The 18,785-nt window shown below is 63.8% G+C and carries 14 protein-coding genes; 5 read left to right on the forward strand and 9 right to left on the reverse strand.

Annotated features, from left to right (window positions below; all coding sequences use genetic code 11):
- Position 1: 1 nt before the first annotated feature.
- From AB4099_RS17700 to AB4099_RS17730, 7 genes are all read right to left on the reverse strand, one after another.
- A complete protein-coding gene (locus tag AB4099_RS17700) occupies positions 2-1,840 on the reverse strand; it encodes a GH39 family glycosyl hydrolase (RefSeq protein WP_441478995.1) in 1,839 nt (612 codons plus the stop codon).
- Between the two features lie 71 nt (positions 1,841-1,911).
- The gene (locus AB4099_RS17705) at positions 1,912-2,742 is read right to left on the reverse strand and encodes a 5-deoxy-glucuronate isomerase (protein ID WP_113511127.1); all 831 of its coding nucleotides are present in this window, start codon (positions 2,740-2,742) and stop codon (positions 1,912-1,914) included.
- Positions 2,735-3,799, reverse strand: a complete 1,065-nt coding sequence (locus tag AB4099_RS17710; protein ID WP_113511126.1) for an ABC transporter ATP-binding protein — start codon at positions 3,797-3,799, stop codon at positions 2,735-2,737. The genes AB4099_RS17705 and AB4099_RS17710 overlap by 8 nt, the downstream gene beginning before the upstream one ends.
- A complete protein-coding gene (locus tag AB4099_RS17715; protein WP_441478996.1) occupies positions 3,792-4,862 on the reverse strand; it encodes an ABC transporter ATP-binding protein in 1,071 nt (356 codons plus the stop codon). The genes AB4099_RS17710 and AB4099_RS17715 overlap by 8 nt, the downstream gene beginning before the upstream one ends.
- A gap of 4 nt (positions 4,863-4,866) precedes the next feature.
- Positions 4,867-6,000 (reverse strand): ABC transporter permease, encoded by a 1,134-nt coding sequence (locus tag AB4099_RS17720; RefSeq protein WP_441478997.1) that lies wholly within the window; start codon positions 5,998-6,000, stop codon positions 4,867-4,869.
- Positions 6,001-6,007: 7 nt separating this feature from the next.
- Positions 6,008-6,994 carry an ABC transporter permease gene (locus AB4099_RS17725; RefSeq protein ID WP_113511123.1) on the reverse strand — a complete coding sequence of 329 codons (987 nt, stop codon included), beginning with the start codon at positions 6,992-6,994 and terminating at the stop codon, positions 6,008-6,010.
- Positions 6,995-7,074: 80 nt separating this feature from the next.
- Positions 7,075-8,988 (reverse strand): ABC transporter substrate-binding protein, encoded by a 1,914-nt coding sequence (locus AB4099_RS17730; protein ID WP_441478998.1) that lies wholly within the window; start codon positions 8,986-8,988, stop codon positions 7,075-7,077.
- Positions 8,989-9,126: 138 nt separating this feature from the next.
- Here AB4099_RS17730 and AB4099_RS17735 point away from each other — a divergent pair, with 138 nt between their 5' ends.
- The 3 genes from AB4099_RS17735 (at position 9,127) to AB4099_RS17745 (ending at position 11,871) form a co-directional block, all read left to right on the forward strand.
- Positions 9,127-10,236, forward strand: a complete 1,110-nt coding sequence (locus AB4099_RS17735; RefSeq protein WP_441478999.1) for a LacI family DNA-binding transcriptional regulator — start codon at positions 9,127-9,129, stop codon at positions 10,234-10,236.
- A 56-nt stretch (positions 10,237-10,292) separates the two neighbouring features.
- Positions 10,293-10,424 carry a hypothetical protein gene (locus AB4099_RS17740; RefSeq protein WP_441479000.1) on the forward strand — a complete coding sequence of 44 codons (132 nt, stop codon included), beginning with the start codon at positions 10,293-10,295 and terminating at the stop codon, positions 10,422-10,424.
- A 139-nt stretch (positions 10,425-10,563) separates the two neighbouring features.
- Positions 10,564-11,871: a TAXI family TRAP transporter solute-binding subunit gene (locus AB4099_RS17745; RefSeq protein WP_441479001.1), complete on the forward strand. Its 1,308-nt coding sequence runs from the start codon at positions 10,564-10,566 to the stop codon at positions 11,869-11,871.
- A gap of 249 nt (positions 11,872-12,120) precedes the next feature.
- Here the strand turns inward: AB4099_RS17745 and AB4099_RS17750 are convergent, their stop codons facing one another.
- On the reverse strand, positions 12,121-12,360 hold the full coding sequence (locus tag AB4099_RS17750; protein WP_441479002.1) for a hypothetical protein: 240 nt from the start codon (positions 12,358-12,360) through the stop codon (positions 12,121-12,123).
- A 218-nt stretch (positions 12,361-12,578) separates the two neighbouring features.
- Here AB4099_RS17750 and AB4099_RS17755 point away from each other — a divergent pair, with 218 nt between their 5' ends.
- Both AB4099_RS17755 and AB4099_RS17760 read left to right on the forward strand, forming a co-directional pair.
- A complete protein-coding gene (locus tag AB4099_RS17755) occupies positions 12,579-13,451 on the forward strand; it encodes an undecaprenyl-diphosphate phosphatase (RefSeq protein ID WP_441479003.1) in 873 nt (290 codons plus the stop codon).
- A gap of 436 nt (positions 13,452-13,887) precedes the next feature.
- A complete protein-coding gene (locus tag AB4099_RS17760) occupies positions 13,888-15,132 on the forward strand; it encodes an O-antigen ligase family protein (RefSeq protein WP_441479004.1) in 1,245 nt (414 codons plus the stop codon).
- A gap of 479 nt (positions 15,133-15,611) precedes the next feature.
- Here AB4099_RS17760 and AB4099_RS17765 read toward each other — a convergent pair whose 3' ends face one another.
- Positions 15,612-18,782, reverse strand: coding sequence for an efflux RND transporter permease subunit (locus AB4099_RS17765; RefSeq protein WP_441479005.1), 3,171 nt, complete (start codon positions 18,780-18,782; stop codon positions 15,612-15,614).
- Positions 18,783-18,785: the final 3 nt, after the last annotated feature.

An 18,785-nucleotide genomic window follows, 5' to 3' on the forward strand; every position in this document is an offset into this window, starting at 1 on the left:
CTCAGGCCTTGATCGTCGTCGACTCCTGGCTGGTCCGGCCGAACAGGTCCCGCGCCCTGACGCGGTAATGCCCCTCTGATTGGGTCGGATGCAGGTAAACGCTCGACAGCAACCCGACCGGGTTGATGACCTGCCACGGCCCGTTCTCCGTCGCGCTCCAGAGCACGTCGAAGAACTGCACGCTGCCATGCATTGCGGGCTCCCAGAACAGCACCGTGTTGCTGCGGCCGTTGAGGCCGCCGAAGCGGCGCGCCTTCAGCCCTGTCGGCGCCTGCGGCACCTCGCCATCGCGCCGCACCAGGGCGACGAGCGCGACCGAAGGCAGGGGCATGTCAAGCGGCAGCGTGCAGCTCGTCTGTGCCCCGCCAATCTGGAGATGCTCGATTGTCAGTGCTGGCTCCTGGGCGAGTCGCATCGCCTCCAGCTCGGCCGGGTTCGGCAGATCGGGCGCGCCGAGATCCTCCCAGACGGTGAAGGGGTCGCCCTTGCCATGAGCAATCCGGAACGTGGCGAGTGCGTAGGCTCCCGGCTGGAGGCCGGCGAAGTCGATCTCGGCCTTGCTCTCACCGGACTGCCAGATGCGGTCGACGCTGTTATAGAGCAGCACGGTTGCCCCGGACGTCTCGTTCTCGTGGCCGAGCGCGGTCGCCATGGCGCCCAGGCCGCTGCGATCCGGATCGAGCCCCTGGTTGCCGAGGACGATGCGCCGTTCGCTCAGCAGTCCCAGCAGTTCCATGATGCTGAGCGCCGGCTTCTTGATCAGCTCGAACGGTTCGGGATTGGCTTGCCTGGCTTCCAGGGCGCCAATATCGGTCTTGTGTTCGGCCTGCGCGGCGCGGACCGGGCGGCTGCCAAAATAGGTCAGATGCGTGCGGTGCCCCCAATGGCCGACGAAGCCATTGTCGTTGCTGAGTATTTCGTAGTCGACGCCCTCGGCATCGACCATCAGTCGCTGGTGCTGATCGATGATCTTGGCGGCCAGCCCGGCGAAATAGGGCATGCCATGCCAGGTATGGCAGAGATTCCAGCCGATCTGCGGGTCGCATTCGTCGTTGATGAAGGGAAGGGCGGCGAAGCGCGGGTGGTGCTCGCGGATGTAGTCGACCGCCATCATCTCGTGCCGGACGATGGAGAGGCTGTTCGGGGTGAGATCCTCGGCGTGTTTCTTGGCGCCCTTCTCATGGACCGAGATGAAATCGAGTCTGACGCCAGTCTCCCCGGTGAAGAGGTTCGTGCCGGTGTCGCAATGGGCCAGGAAGGATTTGAAGATCGGCGGGATGCGCCGCGCGACGCCGGGGCCGCCGAGCTTGAGCGCGGGATCGACCGCCTTCAGCGCCTCCGAGCAGGCATCATAGTAGTTGTTGAAGCCGATCTCGCCACCGAGCTTCCACCAGATATCGGGCTCGTTCCAGGTTTCGAAATACCATTGCCGCAGTTCGTCAGCGCCATAGCGTGTGCTGTAGCGCTGAGCCAGTTCGGTGATGAAGTCGCGCCAGTGATGCGCCTGCTTCACGTCGTTGAAGTCAGTGTAGATGTAGGAGGGGTTGCCCATCAGCTCGAGGAATGGGCGGATACGGTGCTCCAGCATGATGTCGAGTGCCGCATCGAGCCGCGACCAGTTGTAGCTGCCGAAGGCGGACGCTGTGACGAGGTCGAGCATGTAGTGCACGCGCATGTATTCGATGCCGCGATTGGGCACGCCGCCGACATAGGCCAGCGTCTGCGCCATTTCCGGCTCCAGCAGCAATTCGCCCGGCGAAAAACCGGTGCTGCGCCAGAAGCGCCGGAAGGCTTGCGTCGGAGCTGAGAGGTCGACGCGGATGCGGGTCGTATCGGACATGACGGATCCTTCGCAGAGAGGCGGATGAAGGTGAGTTGCCGGCTAATGTGATGGGATGGCGCGCTTGGCTCTCACTTGAACTTGTCGCGCATCGACTGGATGCCGGGGATCGCCGCCATCAGATGGGCGTGTCGATCATCAAAATGCTGAACCAGCCCGCGGCTCGTCTTTCCGACCAGGATTGTGAAGATGTAGCAGCGATGGCCGGGCGAGGTGACGGTTGGGTGATAGCCCTTGTCGACGAGGATCGTGTCGCGATCCTGGACCATGAAGCACTCGGCCTTGCCGTCGGCATAGATGATCTGAGCGCCGAAGCCCGTCCCTGGGTCGTAGCGGTAATGGTAGAGTTCGTCATGGGCCGTCTCGCCCTCGCGGTCGGCATCGTGCTTGTGCGGGGGATAGCCCGACCAGCAGCCGGGATCGGCATAGAGTTCGCTGACCAGGAGATTGCCGGCGCGGCCCTCGCCGTTCTGGCCGAGAATGTGGAAGATGCGACGGCGGCTATGGGTCTCCGGCGAGCCGACATCGACCATGGAGACCTCGTCCGGGGCGATCCGGAAGGGCTTCAACTTGGTGTCGTGGAGCCCGCCGGCGACGGCGATTTCGGCTGGCCCGCCGCCGTTCTCGATCCGTATTGCGCTCCCGACCGGCGCATAGACGGAATCCGCTTCGCCCGACCAGATGTCGCGCCGCCGCCCCACACCCGCAAAGCGCTGGCTATCGACGATGATGTCGACCGTGCCCGAGAGCACGACATAGACGCTTTCATGCTTGCGCAGGGTTTGCTCCAGCGCATCTCCCGGTTTGAGCTTCAGGAGATTGAAATAGACATGCGGCAGGGCGGGGTCGTCGGTGACGATCGCCTTGTTGGCATTGTCGCTGTCTCGAACGTGCTTAGGCATGAGCGGCTTGTCCGGGTTGGATGGATTCGACGCCGTTGAGCGAGAGTTGTTCGGCGTGGTGACAGGCGACGCTGCGGCCACCGAAATCGCGCAGGGGCGGCGGCGTGGTGCGGCAGGTTTCGGTGGCGAAGCGGCAGCGCGGATGGAAGGCGCAGCCGGAGGGGCGATTGGCGGGATCGGCGACCTCGCCGGGCAGGCGGATGCGCCGCCCCTGCCGGCGCTGCGCCGGATCGGGGATCGGCAGGGCCGAGAGCAGCGCCTCGGTGTAGGGATGGAGCGGCTTGGCGAAGAGCCTGTCCGAGGGCGCGACCTCGACCACCTGGCCGACATACATCACGACGACTCGGTCACAGATGTACTCGATGACGCTGAGATCGTGGCTGACGAAGAGATAGGTCAGCCCGAATTCCTCCTGAAGATCGCGCAGGAGGTTGAGCGTCTGCGCTCGAACGCTGACATCGAGCGCCGAGACCGCCTCATCGAGTACGACGAGGCGCGGACGCGTTGCGAGCGCCCGGGCGATGCCCACGCGCTGACGCTCGCCGCCGGAGAAGGCGTGCGGATAGCGCCGCGCATATTCCGGCCTGAGACCGACCTTGGCGAGCAGGTCTCGGACGGTCGCTTCGATCTGGTCGGGCGGGACGAGCCGATTGACCTTCAGCACCTCGCCGACAATGTCGCGCACCTGCAAACGAGGGTTCAGCGAGGATTGCGGGTCCTGGAAAACGATGCGCAGGTCGGTGCAATAGGCCAGCCGCTCGTTCTCGGAGAGCTGGTCGAGATCGACACTGCCGCCATCCTTCTTGCGATAGCGCATCGTGCCCGCGCTGGGCTCGTGGATGCCGAGCAGCAGGCGCGTCACCGTCGACTTGCCGCAGCCGGATTCGCCGACGAGGCCGAGCGTCTCGCCCTGCCTGATCTCGAAGGAGACATCGTCGACGGCCCGGATCGGATTTGAGGTCTTGCGCTGGAACAGCGTCTTGCGCGGCTTGAAGACCTTGGTCAGGCCCCGCACCTCGAGCAGGATATCCGGGGACATTTGCGCGCGATCAAGCATGGCTGGTGCTCCCCTCCGTCGCCACCGAATCTGTTGATGGAGTGCGCTGGAGCACGCAGCGGACGTCGCGCCGCGGCCCGAGCGTGATCGTGCCGGGGTCCTCGATCTCGCAAAGGCCCTTGATCGCGAGGTCGCAGCGCGGATGGAAATCGCAGCCGGCCGGCCGATCGAAAGGCGAGGGCACCATGCCGCGAATGGCGGCGAGGCGGGTATGTCTTCCGGCGCCGAGGCGCGGTACCGATTTCAGCAAGGCCTGCGTGTAGGGATGGCGCGGATCGGCGAAAATCTCGTCAACCGTGCCGCGCTCGACGATCCTACCGAGATACATCACCGCGACATCGTCGGCGATCTCGGCGACGACGCCGAGATCATGGGTGATGAACAGGATCGAGAGCCCGTATTCGCGCTGCAGTTCCTGCAAGAGGTCGATGATATTGGCCTGCGTGGTGACGTCGAGCGCAGTGGTCGGCTCATCGGCGATCAGGAGGCGCGGCTGGCAGGAGAGAGCGAGCGCTATGCAGACGCGCTGGCGCATGCCGCCGGAGAATTCGAATGGATAATTGCCCAGCCGCTCCGCTGGTTTGGGAATGCCGACACGGCCGAGCATTTCGACAGCCCGCGCCTCGGCCTCGCGCCTGGAGAGGCCGAGATGACGACGGATCACAGGCACGAGCTGCTGGCCGATCGTATGGACCGGCGAGAGCGCGGCCATCGGCTCCTGCGAGATCAGCGAGATGTCCTTGCCGCGCAGCCCGCGGATCTGTCGACCGCGTGGATCGAGCGCGCCGATGTCGATCGCCTCGCCTGCGCGGTCGGTATAGGTGATGTGGCCGGCGGCAATGCGCCCGCTCGGCGGCAGCAGGTTCATCAGGGCCCGGCCGGTAATGCTCTTGCCCGAGCCGGATTCTCCGACGAGGCAAAGCGTGCGGCCGCGCGGCACGTCGAAGGTGACGCCGTCGACCGCGCGTACGAGGCCGTCATCGGTGCCGATCTGGACCTTGAGGTCCCGCACGGTGACCAGTGGCTCAGGCTGTGCCACGGCAGTCACCGGAAGAGCTGACATGCGCTCAAGCATAGGGATCGGCCGCATCGCGAATTCCATCGCCGAGGAAGTTGAGGGCGAGCACAGCGACGACCACGGCCGCGCCGGGCGCGAGCAGCCAGGGCGCGGTGGTCAGCGCCAGGATGCTCTGGGCATCCTTGAGCAGCACGCCCCAGCTCACGACGGGATCCTTCAGGCCGATGCCGAGGAAGGAGAGCGCCGTCTCGGCAAGGATCATGCTCGGGATCGCCAGCGTCACCGAGGCGACGATATGGCTGGTGAAGGAGGGCACCATGTGCCGCCAGATCACGCGTTGCTTGCTGCAGCCGTCGAGCCGCGCTGCGAGCACGAAGTCCTCGGTGCGCAGCGAGAGGAAGCGCCCGCGCACCACGCGCGCCAGGTCCGTCCAGCCGATCAGCGAGAGGATGATGGTGATCCAGAGATAGACCAGCAGCGGGTCCATATTGGCCGGTACCGCGGCAGCGAGCCCCATCCAGAGCGGGATGGTCGGGATCGACTTCATGAAGTCGATGCTGCGCTGCACAACCTCGTCGATCCACCCGCCGTAATAGCCCGACATGCCTCCCAGCAGCAGGCCGAGGAACAGGCTGATCGCAACGCCGACGAGGCCGATCGACATCGATATGCGCGCGCCGTGGATGGTTCGCGACAGCACGTCCCGGCCCAGCCTGTCGGCTCCCCACAGATACATCGGCTGCGACGGGTCGGCGGGGCCGATCAGGTGACGGTCCCACGGGATCAGGCCGAAGAGATGATAAGGCTCTCCCCTGGCGAAGAACACGACCGGATTGAACGAGTTCTGGTCAACCACGAAGCTCCGCTTCAACGCCACAGGGTCGAAGCTCATCTTGTAGCCGTTGACATACATGAAGCGCAGCTCGCCGCCGGCATCGCGGCCGAAGAACTGCAGCGGCTGAGGCGGCCCATAGGTGTAGCGGGCGTTGTAGGTATTGGCCGAGAACGGCGCGACGAACTCGGCGAAGAGCGCGACGAGATAGAGGCCGAGCACGACGAAGGCGCTGGCATAGGCGAGCCTGTGCCGGCGGAAGCGCCGGAAGATCAGCGCCCATTGGCCGGTCTCGGCGAGCTTGCGGCCGGCAGGCACTGCGGCGGCGATGGGAGCGGCGAGATCGGTCATCGACGCCTCACGCGTAGCGCACGCGCGGATCGAGCCACGCGAGCAGGAGGTCGGAGATCAGGGTGCCAATGACGGTGAGCGCGCTCAGCATCAGGATGAAGCTGCCGGCGAGGTACATGTCCTGTGCCAGCAGCGCGGACAGCAGAAGCGGCCCGGCGGTCGGCAGGCTCATCACCACCGAGGTGACGATCGCGCCCGAGACGAGATTGGGCAGCACCCAGCCGATGGTCGAGATGAACGGATTGAGCGCAACCCTGACCGGGTACTTGAACAGCAGCTCCATTTCGCCGAGGCCGTTGGCGCGTGCGGTCTGGACATAGGGCTTGTAGAGCTCGTCGATCAGATTGGCGCGCATCACCCGGATCAGGGCCGCGGTGCCATGCGTCGCCAGGACGAAGACCGGCAGCCACAGATGCATGGCGAGGTCGCCGACCTTGGCGAGGCTCCACTCGGCGTTGACATAGGCTGGCGAGAACAGCCCGCTGACGCTCATCCCGAAATAGCGGGAGAATACGTACATCAGTGCGAGCGCCAGCAGGAAGCTCGGCACAGCGAGGCCCAGGAAGCCGAGGAAGGTCACGACATAGTCGAGCCAGGAATAGCGCCGGACCGCGCTGTAGATGCCGATCGGCAGCGCGACGATCCAGGTGACGATGAGCGTGATGCCGGAGAGCAGGACGGTCATTCCAAACCGGTCCCACATCAGCTCGGAGACCGGCTTGTTCCACTCGAAGGACTCGCCGAAATCGCCGCGGAACAGGATGCCGGAGATCCAGAGCCAGTATTGCACATACCAGGGCTGGTCGAGGCCGTAGCGCAGCTTCAGCGCCGTCAGCGCGTCACTGTCGAGGGCGCCGCCCTGTTCGGCAAACTTGGCACTGAACGAGGTCAGGAAGTCGCCTGGCGGCAATTGGATCACCAGAAAGGCGACAACCGAGACGGCCGCGAGCGTCGCGAACGTATAGACGAGCCGTCGCAGCACGTAGCGAAGCATCGCAGCCTCCAGCGCATTCGGATCGAGGGGAGGGCCTGGAGCCGATCGAGGGCCCCAGATCCATCAGCTGAGCGCGGGTCTCATTCGTAGAAATACTGCTCGGGATTGGTCGGCCCCGGCGTCATGTAGAAGAACGTGTCCGGCATCACCTCCGGGACGTTGCGCATGTTGTTCTTCACGACGCCGTAATTGTCGGCCTCCATATTGGTGCCGATGACGTAGAACTGGTCGCGCGTGATCTCGAGGATCTGCTTCATCACCGCGAACTGGCCGGTCGCGCCAGGTGTCTTCTGCATCTGGACGTAGAGAGCCTGCTGCTTCTTGACGTGCTCAGGCGGCTCTTCGGCGTTCGGATCGTTCGGGTTCTGGAAATAGATACCCCAGGCCGAGGCGAAGGCCGCCTGGTTCTCATAGGGGAAGTACCATTTCGGATCGAGCAGGCCGAGGAAATCGTACCCGCCGCCGCCGATCCAGACGAGGCCATCCTGTTCATTGGCAAGCATCCGGGCAAAGGCGAAGGATTCCTCGACCGCGCGCACCTGCATCTCAACGCCGACCGCCGCCCAGTATTTGCGGACGAGTTCCAGCGCATCGATCTGGTAGCGCCGCGAGGTTGCGGCATCGATGGCAAAGGAGATGCGCTTGCCGTCGGGGCCGAGCCGGAAGTTCTGCGCATCGCGCTTGCTGAAGCCGGCCTTGTCCAGCATCTCGTTGGCAGCCTTGGGATCGTACTTGGTGTATTGCGTCGCCATCTGCTCGTCATAGAGCGCCGTGCCTGGACGGGGAGCCGCCTGATAGGGCTGCGATTGCCCGGCATAGATCAGGTCGTTGAGCTCCTCCCGGTTGATCGCGAGCGAGAGGCCGACGCGGAACTCCTTCTTGCGAAAGATCTCGCGCAGCACCGGGTTCTTGCTGGTCTGGTTGAGGGCGATGCACATCGCGTTCGACCAGGCAGGCTGCGCCTTGAAGAGACGGTAGCCGCTGCGCTCGCGGTTCTGGGCCAGCACGATCCGCGTCTCCAGCCCGTTCAGGCGCTGGTTCTGCATGTCGAGCTCGCCATTGATCGCCTTCAGGACGATCGCCTGCTGGTCGCCCATGATGTCGAAGGTGACGCGGTCGATATAGGGCAGTTGCTGCCCGTTCGGGTCGACCTTGAAATAGTAGGGATTGCGCTCCAGCACGACCTGAGTGGTGCCGCCATAGGGCACGGTCAGCTTCCATGGATCGAGCACCGGTCGCCCTGTATTGCGCCAGCGGCCGGGGAAGCTCGTCTTGTTCAGGAAGAGGGCAGACCAGTTCGCCGCCTTCGCCTCGGCGACCAGCTTGTCGATACCGTCGGGATTGTACTTCTTGTGGAACTGCTTGAGGTAGTGCGCCGGCGCCGCGGCGAGGATATCGGAGCCGAATGTCGTTGCCATGTTCTCGAGCAGCATGCCGTTGGGGCCGCTGAAGCGGAATCTCACGGTGCTGTCGTCGATTTTCTCGACGATGACGGGATCGCTGCCGCTCCTGAGCCAACGCGGCACAGCCGGCGTCAGCTCCTTGTTCATCAGCACGTCCTGATACCAGAACATGATGTCGTCGGCGGTGAAGGGGGCGCCGTCGGACCAGCGCATGCCCTTGCGCAGATGAAAGACGTATTCGGTGCCATCGGGATTGATGTCGATCTTCTCGGCGACATCGGGAACCACTTCGGTCCAGGCCGGGTTCCAGCGCACCAGACGGGTGTAGCCGATCGAGCGCTCGATCAGAGAGTCGCTTCCACCCATCAGGGCCTGCCGCCAGGTGCCGCCGTACTTGCCGGATTTCTCGACCGGTTTGAGGACAAGCGGTTTTTCGGGCAGCCGTTTCTCAACCGGTGGGAGCTTGCCGTCCTTCACGAGCCCGGCGAGGGCCGCAGGTTCCTTGAAATCCGCCGCAGATGCGGTGCCTGTCCATGCAATGAAAAGGCATAGGGCTGCGCGGCCAAGCGCGCCTTGGCAAATACGTCCCATCGCTTCCTCCGCTGCGCCTTCTGGTCTGGCCGGGCGCTATTGGAGGTACGTTATCGTTAACGTATAATCGGCGTCAAGCCTCGGCGGCACCAAAATTGGACATCTGAGACTATCGGGTTTAATTGCTGCATTTCGTGATTGATCCATGCCGTTTTAGTGCGCTACATCGGATTTTTGGCACGAGCAGTAATGCCACTGGAAAGAGATAACGTTATCGTAAATGATGCCGAGATGATCATTAAGCCGACTCCGCGCTCAGCGACGATCACCGATGTCGCCGCTGCCGCTGGCGTATCGCCAATGACGGTCTCGCGCGTCCTCAATGGACGCGACGGAGCGGGCGAGGAGACGCGTCAGCGGGTCATCGAAGCAGCACACGCTCTGAACTACCGGCCGAACGCCTTTGCCAAGAGTTTGAAGAACGATCGTTCGAATACGGTGGGCATCGTCGTGCCTGATATCGTCAACCCGTTCTTTCCCGAGATCATCCGTGGAGCGGAGCTTGCTGCTCGCCCCGCCGGCTACACGCTTCTGTCGTGCAATGTGGTCGAGGACCCCGAGCGCGAGGCGGAAGTGCTCGACACCTTGCTTGATAAGCGGGTCGATGGCGTCATCATCTGCAGCGCTCGCCTGGATGATGAGCGGCTGATGCGGGCTATCGAGCCGCACCGCGCGGTCGTGCTGATCAACCGCAGCCTGCCGAAACGTGCCGTCGGCACGATCGAGGTGGATTATCGCATTGGCGTAGAGGCGATCGTCACGCGGCTGATCGGGCAGGGGCGCCGCCGCTTTGCCTTTGCTGCGGGGCCGGCCAACTCCCATGGCGGCAGGAGGCGGCGCGACGGTCTCGAGGCGGTCCTGTCTCGTCATGGCCTTTCGCTGGCGCTCGACATGCCCTGTACGCCCGACCTCCAGGGCGGAATCGATGTTGCCGCCAGGGTCGTGCCCTTGGCTGCAGAGATCGATGTGGTGCTCTGTTACAACGATCTCATTGCGCTAGGCCTGATGAAGCAACTGGAGGCAGCGGGAGTGGCTGTCCCCCATCAGGTGGCCATCGTCGGATGCGACGACATTCCCGCTGCTTCGCTCGTCTCGCCGCCGCTGACGACGCTGCGGATTGCGAAGCAGGATCTCGGCGAAATGGCCATGCGGATGCTGCTGGATCGGATCGCCGGCCGCAATGCGCAGCAACGGATCATCATCGAGCCCGACGTGATGCTCCGCGCGACGACGCCGTCCGACCGCTAGAGACAAGCTCCTCGGGCGCGTCACCGTCGTTCTCACCGAGGCCGGCGTTGTCGGGCGTGAGAGTGTATACGGCACTCGGCCTGCTTCTGCGCCAGGTCACATTGCGCTGCGAGGAATGGATCACCTTGATGCGCCGTCCGGAGATGGACGGCAGCGGGCGGCTGCCTCATCATCACCCGCAGGCGTGATGGGTGCAGACGTCCCAGTCAATGAGAGCAGTTCTGTCTTCCCGTCGTGTCTGGCCGTCGGACAGCCTGCACGATTCCCGCAGCGGCCTCGTCGCTGGCCGGTATCGGCCAGATCGGCGGATGATTGAGGAACAGGGTTGTGCGATTTGCAGCATGGACAGCGGGTTTTCTCGTCGTTGCCGCTATTGCCGCGACGATCCATTTCTGGTCACCCCACGCGACCGTGCGGGTGACGACGGGAGCGCTTGGCACTGACGCGCAGCGTCTCGTTGGCGCCCTCATCACGGAGACGACCAGGGATCATCCCCGGATCAGACTTCAGCCACTGCCGGTCAAGGATCTGGCTGCGAGCTCGAAGGCGATCGAATCTGACGAGGCGGATCTCGCGGTGATCCGCAGCGACGTGTCGCCACCGACCAACGGACAGACGATTGCGATCCTTCGTCGCGACGTCGTCGCTTTCGTTCTGCCGCCGAAATCGCCCATCGACAGTATCGGTAAGCTTTCCGGCAAGACGATCGCAATCCCGCAGGGCCGTCTGCAGGACGTCAACGCCGCGCTACTCGATGTCATCCTAGGCTATTACAATGTCGCGCCTGGCGACGTGAAGCGGGTGTTTCTCCCGCCTGACGACATGATTGCCGCGGTTCACCAACGGCATATCGCGGCCATCCTTGCCGTCGGGCCGGTCGGGCCGGGGGAGGTCGTCGGCGCAGTCCTCGCCATGGCCAAGGGGACCGCAGGCACTCCGACGATCCTGGCATTCTCTGACGCCGATGCCTTCAATCGACGCTTTCCGGCCTTCGAATCCTACGATGTTCCGGAAGGCGCGTTCAGATCGCACCCCGCGACCCCCGACGACACCGTGACGACACTCGCAGTGACCTACCGACTTGTCGCGCCCGACACGATGCTCAATCTCGTCGCAGGGGCGATAGGCCGGACCCTCTTCGTCTCAAAGACCAAGCTGATGGCGCTCACGCCCTTGGCGAGCCAGATCGAGGCCCCCGATCCGGATAACAAGAATCCAATCCTGCCCATCCATCCCGGCGTCGCCAACTATCTCAGCAACGGTGAACAGAGCTTCTTCGACGAGTTCCAAGGCTATTTCTATCTTGCCGCGGCTCTCCTCAGCGTCCTGGGTTCGCTGACAACGATCGTCCTGGGGCGTGTGAAGATGTCGCGGATGCGCCAGGAGCAGAAGCGGATCGGGCAGTTCATTCAGATTGCGGACCAAGCCCGCAAGGCCGATGCCGAAGGGCTTGAGGCCCTGGACCATTCCCTTCATCAACTGGTCGATGAAGCCGTCGCGTCCGGGGGGCGTTCAGGCGAGGATGCCACGATGGCCCTTGCCGTCAATCACGCCCGCTACTCCATCACGGCGCGCCGGGCATCTCTGAGCCCCCAAAGCGGGAAGGCGCTAGCTCTCAAGGCGATGCCTTCGTAGGCGCGCTCGCGTCAGGTTCTACGCGGCGGGAGCCTGGTCGCCACCGTCTCGTCGCGCGCATGCGCATGGCCCATCGCCGTGCCTGATCAAGAGGTCGTGGCCATGTCCTGCGCGCGTTCGATACACAGGTCGGGGTGGAACGCACAACGACTGGAGGTTGCCAGCCGTTGTCATCGCTTCGTCTGCGGCGCGCTTCATCCAATCGAGGCCGCGATGCTCAAGCCCCTTGGTCACCGCGCAACTGATGCGTCACGCTCCGACAGCGTCACTGACGCACTTCTTAGTGAAACTTGACTTCGCGGCGCCCGACAGTTTTCGTTCGGCGACAGTCACGTCGCACGCTTTAGCAGCGTCGCTTTCGCATTTTTTCATGAAGCTCGTCAGTGCAGCACCGGCAAGCTTCTTGTCGGCGGCGGAAGCCTTGCAAGTATCCGCCATCGCGGTCGTCGCGCTCAGAATAAGGCCGGCCAGAACGATTGCTACGCGCATGTATAATCTCCCTGCGATGGACCATCTGCCGAATTGTAATCCGATTCTCCCGTGAGAACAGATGGAAGCGCAATGGCGGCGTGCAAGCGCACCTTCGTGGAGCCAGAGTGGCCAAACCTGAGTAGCCTCCCGCAGGTGGCATGCTTCGACAGCGTCAAGACAGACATGTAAGAGGAGAGAGCTGGCCGAGTGCCGGAACTCGGCGAAGGGCGTTCCAGATGGCCGATGCATGTTCCGCCGGTATCGATACCGGATTCGCTGCGCTGGATTTCGGACAGATGATCGTTCTCGGACTCGTTCAAGGGGTCAGCGAGCTGCTGCCGATCTCCTCGACGGCCCATATGCGCGTCGTTCCCGCCGTGCTGGGATGGCCGGACCCAGGATCGGCATTCTCGGCCTTGATGCAGTTGGCGGCCCTCACCGCTGTGGTGACGTATTTTCGGCGGGACGTCCGCGAGATCGCGACAGGTTCATGGCGTGGCTTGACGCGCCGCGAGACTGGCGGACCTGAGTTCAGGCTGGCGGTTGGAATTATTCTGGCGACGGTCCCGATCGTGCTGGCCGGCGTGCTGCTAGCGCCGTTGCTCAATGCCTGCAATTCACCCTTGCGCTCGCTTTGGGTCATCGGCGCGAGCTCCATTACAATGGCGCTGCTCCTGGCCGCGACCGAATGGTTTGCGCGCCACAAGCGGACAGCGGGGCAAGCTACGCTTCGAGATTTCATTCTGATCGGTGTGGCTCAGGCCGGCGCGCTCATTCCCGGGGTGTCCCGCTCAGGGTCGACCCTGACAGCTGCGCTCGGCCTGGGTTTCAAGCGAGCTGAGGCTGCGCGACTGTCCTTCCTCATCGGCCTGCCGGCGATAGCGCTGGCGGGTCTGAAGGAAGCGGCGGAACTGGCGAGGGCCGGCATCGACGCCCATGCGGTCTCGCTGCTGGCGGTGGGGCTCTTCGCCGGCTCGCTGGCTTCCTTTGCTGCGATCTGGGGTCTCATGCGCTTTCTGGAACGCATGTCGAGCTGGCCGTTTGTTGTCTATCGCGCCTGTATGGGCATCCTGCTTCTGGCCGGCGTTGCGACGGGGTGGTTGCACTAGGCGCTTCGACAGACCCTTCGCCAGCACCTTCTTCGACGGGTGGATTCGACTGGCCGGACGATCGTGCCTCCGCCGGACGGCGGGCTCGCGGGCAATTCCAGCTGCCTGGCGACAGCCCCTGCCGCAAACGCGGACTGTCCCCCTTCGCCCCTCGGCTTGCGCATTGCGTGAATGATGCCGGCTAAGCATCAAAATTTGATGCTCTCGACACGGAACGAAGCATTCGCCGCCACTCACGGGGTGGGAAAGGCTCGTGCAGCAGGCGGCAGGTCCTGGCCAGGGCGCGCAGGCGACGCGCCCTCAACACCCTTTGGCCTCTCGCAGGCGGAAAACCGGCCTCCCCATAGGCTGCGGCCGAGCGGTCCAGCCGATTGGACGCCTCCGTTCTGCTGGCACGGGAAATGCCCACCATCCCCGCGGCAATCAGGAACAGATAGTGGCTATCGCGACCCCGACACCAGCTTTGGACGCTCTGGAAGGAACAGGCCACGGACTTCTTGCAGCCCTGCCGGTCATCATGGTCTTCGCCAATCGCTCGTCTCCGCTCGTGCTTGGGCTTGCCGCCCTGCTCCTGACGGCATCGCTCGTTGGACACGGGCTGGGGCCGACACTGACCCGCAAGGCATCGGCCCTCTGGCTTTCTCCCCTCGGCAGGGTCGGGATGATTGCGCTGGGCTGGGCGGCGGTCTCCACGGCATGGAGTGCGGAGCCTGGCAATTCTCTACGGGCCTTCGGCGAACTGCTGGTGCCCGTGCTCGCGAGCATGATACTCGCCGCATGCTGGCAGATCAGGAAGCCGCCCGACTGGTTCGTCCCGGCACTGTCGGTCGGGCTATGCCTGTCCGGCCTTCTGATCATCGTCGAGGTGAAGCTCGGGTTTCCCTTCCGCACCGCCTATGGGGGCCGCCTCGACCTCTACGTAGAGAACCGCCCGACCATCACGGCCCTGCTTCTCCTCTGGCCTCTCTTGATTTGGCCATGGCAGCGTGCGTTGGCGACCCGCATCGCCATGGTGGCGATCATCGCTGGTGCCGTCACCGTCTCCTATAGCGGCGCGGCAAAGCTCGGGCTCGCCGCCGGGCTGGCGGCCTCCGGGCTCACCTGGCTGCTGCCCCGTCATGCGCCGCGCCTCGGCATCGGAGTGTTGATAGGTCTTCTCTGTATCCAACCATTCGTCGGGACGATCGCGGGCGCACTCCTGCCGGAGCCGCTCGTGAAGGCCACGGAAGAAGCCCATTCACGCGAACGCATCGCCATCTGGCAAAGTTTCGGCGATGTCGCCCGGGCACGCCTTGCGACCGGTATCGGCTTTGGCGCGTCGGCCCGAGCAGGGCAGGATGCGGTCGCTGGCGAGATCGTCTCCGATCGCAGGGAGATGCTTGATGTCGGGCATCCGCATGATGCCCTGCTGCAGGGATGGGTCGAACTCGGGCTTCCCGGTGCCGCGCTGATCGCCTGGATGCTGGTGCTGCTCTGTGCCCTGCTGGAAAGGGCAACCAAGCTGAATCGTCTCTCAGGGCTCGGGCTGTTTGCCAGCGCATCCGCGATCGGCCTCGTGGGCCATGGCGCCTGGCAGGGCTGGTGGGTCGCAGCCATTGGTCTGGCCTGCGCGCTGCTCGCCCTCCCGGTTCGCGCGCCCGCCGGGCCATGCTCACCATCTCCTCCTGGACGAGGCCCATGAAAGCACTCACGATCCTGATGCTGGCCTCAGTCGCCACGCCGTGCGCGGCATGGGCCTCAGACTGGCGCTACTGCTATGCCTCATCGGACATGGACCGTCGCTTCTATGTTTCGCAGCCTTTCGCGGCGTCGAAGGGGCTCGAGACTTTGGAAAACGAGCTGCGATCCTGGCTCGACGAACGATCCATCCGCCATGACAGCATTGGCTGCCCGCGTGGAAGCGACAGGCAAAGCGTCGAGTCATCCATTCGTTCGGCTGCCGCCTATAACGAGCGAAATGGGCGAGCGACCAGTCGCATCGATTGGGGTCCCTGACCGGAGAGCCTAGGCCTGGCGTCGCCCACGCCAGGATGCCGGGCAGGGCCTTTGCCAACACAAGCGGCTGCGACGAGCGCTCAGCACTATCGGCCAACCTCAAGCCCGATTAGCTCTGCGACCCTGCGGCTACGCGCGGCCAGTTCCGCGCGTAGCCGGCGAGCCCTAACCGGCATGGCCGCCGTCATCGCCCTGAGCAAGCCTGGGGGATGGCACAGGGGCGGGAACGGCGCCAGCCAAGCGGGGCGAAGGCTGGCGACCTTTCGTCATCCGGTGCGACAGGCGGTCGAGATAGAGATAGACCACGGGAGTGGTGAACAGGGTCAGCACCTGGCTCACGGCGAGCCCTCCAAACATGGCAAATCCGAGCGGCTGGCGCAGCTCCGACCCTGTTCCGTGGCCGAGCATGAGGGGCACGGCACCAAGCATGGTGGCCATGGTCGTCATCATGATCGGACGGAACCGCACGAGCGCAGCTCGGCGTATGGCATCCTCGCTGGAGAGGCCGTCCCGGCGCTCGCCCTCGATCGCGAAGTCGACCATCATGATGCCGTTCTTCTTGACGATGCCAATCAGCAGGATGACGGCAATCAGCGCGATCAGGCTGAAATCGTAGCCCAGGAGCATGAGGGTGGCGAGAGCACCGATCCCGGCCGACGGCAAGGTCGAGAGGATCGTCAGAGGGTGGACATAGCTTTCGTAGAGAATCCCGAGAATGAGATAGACGATGACCAGGGCGCCGACGAGCAGGAGCGGCACTGTCGACAGCGACTGCTGGAAAGCCTGGGCTGTCCCTTCGAAGCCGAAATTGATCGTCGGCGGCAGGTCCATCGCATGCAAGGCTTGCGTGATGCTGTTGGTGGCGTCGCCAATCGAGGTGCCCGGCGCCAGATTGAAGCTGATGGTGACCGAGGGAAATTGGCTCTGATGGCTGATCTGCAGCGGCTGAACCGGTACGGTGCTCCAACGCGCCAGCACCGACAGAGGCACGTCGGCGCCCGTCGAAGACTTCACATAGAGCTTGTCCAGCGTGCCGACATCGCCCTGGAGCGACGGCAGAACCTCCATGATGACGTCGTTGGTCGAGAGTTGGGTGAAGTATTGTGCGATCTGGCGCTGACCGAAGGCATCATCGAGGGTGTTGTCGATGGCGGCCGGCTGGATGCCATAGCGTTGCGCCTGGGCCCGGTTGATCGTCAGGGTGAGCGTCGTGCCGGAGGTCTGCTGGTCCGAGGCGACGCCGGCGAGGCCCGGAAGCGACTGGAGTTTGGCCAGCACCTTGGGAGACCAAATGCTCAGTGCGGCGACGTCGGGGCTGGTCAGGCTCATCTGGAACTGGGTGCGCGACACCCGACCGCCGACCCGCACATCCTGCGCCGCCTGGAGGAACAGATGCGCGCCCTCCACGGTCTCCAGCTTGGGCTGGAGCCGGCGTATGATTTGCCCCGCGCTTGCCTGGCGCTCATCGCGCGGCTTGAGCGTGATGAAGACGCGTCCGCTGTTCAGTGCGTTGCCAACGCCCCCGACGGCCATGGCGACGCTCGCGACATCCGGATCGGCCTGGACGATTTCACCGAGAGCTCGCTGGCGGCCGAGCATCTTGGCAAAGGAAATGTCCTGCGCGGCTTCCGACTGGCCAGTGATCAGTCCCGTGTCCTGCTGCGGAAAGAAGCCCTTGGGAATCCAGATGAACAGCAGCACGGACAGCACGAGGGAGGTGCTGAAGACGAGCAGCGTAACCAGACGGAACCGCAGCGCGGTATCGAGCGCGCGTTCATATCCATGGGCCAGAGCATCGAAACCGCGTTCGCTCCAGGCGTAGAGCCGGCCCCGCTGAAGGGCTTTCTCGCTGCGCAGGAAACGAGCGGCCAGCATGGGGATAAGCGTCAGCGAGACGAAGGCCGAGATCAGGATCGTCATCGCAAGCGTCAGCGAGAATTCGCGAAACAAGCGCCCGATGATCCCCCCCATCAAGAGCAGGGGCAGCAGGACGGCGATCAGTGACAGGCTGATCGACAGAATAGTGAAACCGATTTCGCCGGAGCCGGCGATGGCGGCGGAAAGGGCGTCTTCTCCCTCATCGATATGGCGCTGAATGTTCTCGAGCACGACGATTGCATCGTCGACCACGAAGCCCACGGCGATGGTCAGGGCCATGAGCGACAGGTTGTCGAGCGTGAAGCCGGCGATCCACATCATCGCGCAGGCGCCGAACAAGGCGAGCGGCACTGTCAGGCTTGGAATGGCAGTGGCCCTGAAACTGCGCAAGAACACGAAGATCACGGCGATCACGAGAACGATGGTGAGCAAGAGCGTGTTGCGCACGTCGTAAACCGCGGCGCGAATGGTTTGCGTCCGGTCGCTCAGAACGCCGATCTTGATGCCGGGCAACATGCTGGTCGTCAGGCGCGGCAGTTCGGCATTGATCCTGTCGACCGTGTCGATCACGTTGGCGCCAGGCTGCTTGAATATGATCAGGAATATGCCGCGCTTGCCATTGGCCCAGGCGGCTTGCTTGTTGTCCTGGGCTGCGCTGACGGCCTGGCCGATATCCCTGACATAGAGTGGCGAGCCGTTCTGATAGGTGACGATGACATCGTTCCACTTCGACGCTTCGGTCAGCTGGTCGTCGGTATAGATCGTATAGCTGCGAGTGGGGCCGTCGATGTTGCCGGTGGGGTTGTTGCTGGTCACGCCGTTGAGCTGGGTGCGCACATCCTCGAGCGTCAGCCTTTTGACGACCAGTTTGCCCGGATCCAGCTGCACGCGGATCGCAGGCTTCTGCTGCCCCCCGTAAAGAACCTGCGCGACGCCGGGGACCTGGCTGATCTGCTGGCCGAGTTTTGTTTCGACTTCATTGTCGACGGTCGTCAGCGGCAATGTATCTGACGTCGCCGAGAGCAGCAGAATAGGGGAATCGGCAGGGTTGACCTTCCGATAGGTCGGCGGGCTCGGCAAATTTGCAGGCAATTGTCCAGACGCGGAATTGATGGCTCCTTGTACGTCGTTTGCCGCACCGTCGATGTTGCGGTTCAGGTTGAACTGGAGCGTGATCTGGGTCGAGCCGAGCGAGTTCACGGACGTCATCTCGGCTACGTCTGCAATCTGCGCGAACGCGCTTTCCAGCGGCTGGGCAACCGACGAGGCCATGATCTGGGGGCTGGCGCCAGGTAGTTGCGCGGATATCTGGATGGTCGGGAAATCCACCTGCGGCAGCGGGGCCACGGGTAGCAGCGGGTAGGCGGCAATGCCGACCAGCAGAATGCCGGCCATCAGAAGCGAGGTCGCAACCGGATGTTTGATGAAGGGAGAGGATAGCCCGCCTGTCGCAGCCATGCC

Origin of the sequence: Allobosea sp. 2KB_26 (assembly GCF_052115715.1) — a bacterium.
In the GTDB taxonomy this organism is placed as follows: domain Bacteria; phylum Pseudomonadota; class Alphaproteobacteria; order Rhizobiales; family Beijerinckiaceae; genus Allobosea.

Excerpts from the sequence above, each read along its gene's own strand:
- AB4099_RS17730 (WP_441478998.1), bottom strand. The coding sequence starts at position 8,988 with ATGGGACGTATTTGCCAAGGCGCGCTTGGCCGCGCAGCCCTATGCCTT.
- AB4099_RS17720 (WP_441478997.1), bottom strand. The coding sequence starts at position 6,000 with ATGACCGATCTCGCCGCTCCCATCGCCGCCGCAGTGCCTGCCGGCCGC.
- AB4099_RS17725 (WP_113511123.1), bottom strand. The coding sequence starts at position 6,994 with ATGCTTCGCTACGTGCTGCGACGGCTCGTCTATACGTTCGCGACGCTC.
- AB4099_RS17700 (WP_441478995.1), bottom strand. The coding sequence starts at position 1,840 with ATGTCCGATACGACCCGCATCCGCGTCGACCTCTCAGCTCCGACGCAA.
- AB4099_RS17755 (WP_441479003.1), top strand. The coding sequence starts at position 12,579 with ATGGCCGATGCATGTTCCGCCGGTATCGATACCGGATTCGCTGCGCTG.
- AB4099_RS17705 (WP_113511127.1), bottom strand. The coding sequence starts at position 2,742 with ATGCCTAAGCACGTTCGAGACAGCGACAATGCCAACAAGGCGATCGTC.
- AB4099_RS17715 (WP_441478996.1), bottom strand. The coding sequence starts at position 4,862 with ATGTCAGCTCTTCCGGTGACTGCCGTGGCACAGCCTGAGCCACTGGTC.
- AB4099_RS17710 (WP_113511126.1), bottom strand. The coding sequence starts at position 3,799 with ATGCTTGATCGCGCGCAAATGTCCCCGGATATCCTGCTCGAGGTGCGG.
- AB4099_RS17750 (WP_441479002.1), bottom strand. The coding sequence starts at position 12,360 with ATGCGCGTAGCAATCGTTCTGGCCGGCCTTATTCTGAGCGCGACGACC.
- AB4099_RS17765 (WP_441479005.1), bottom strand. The coding sequence starts at position 18,782 with ATGGCTGCGACAGGCGGGCTATCCTCTCCCTTCATCAAACATCCGGTT.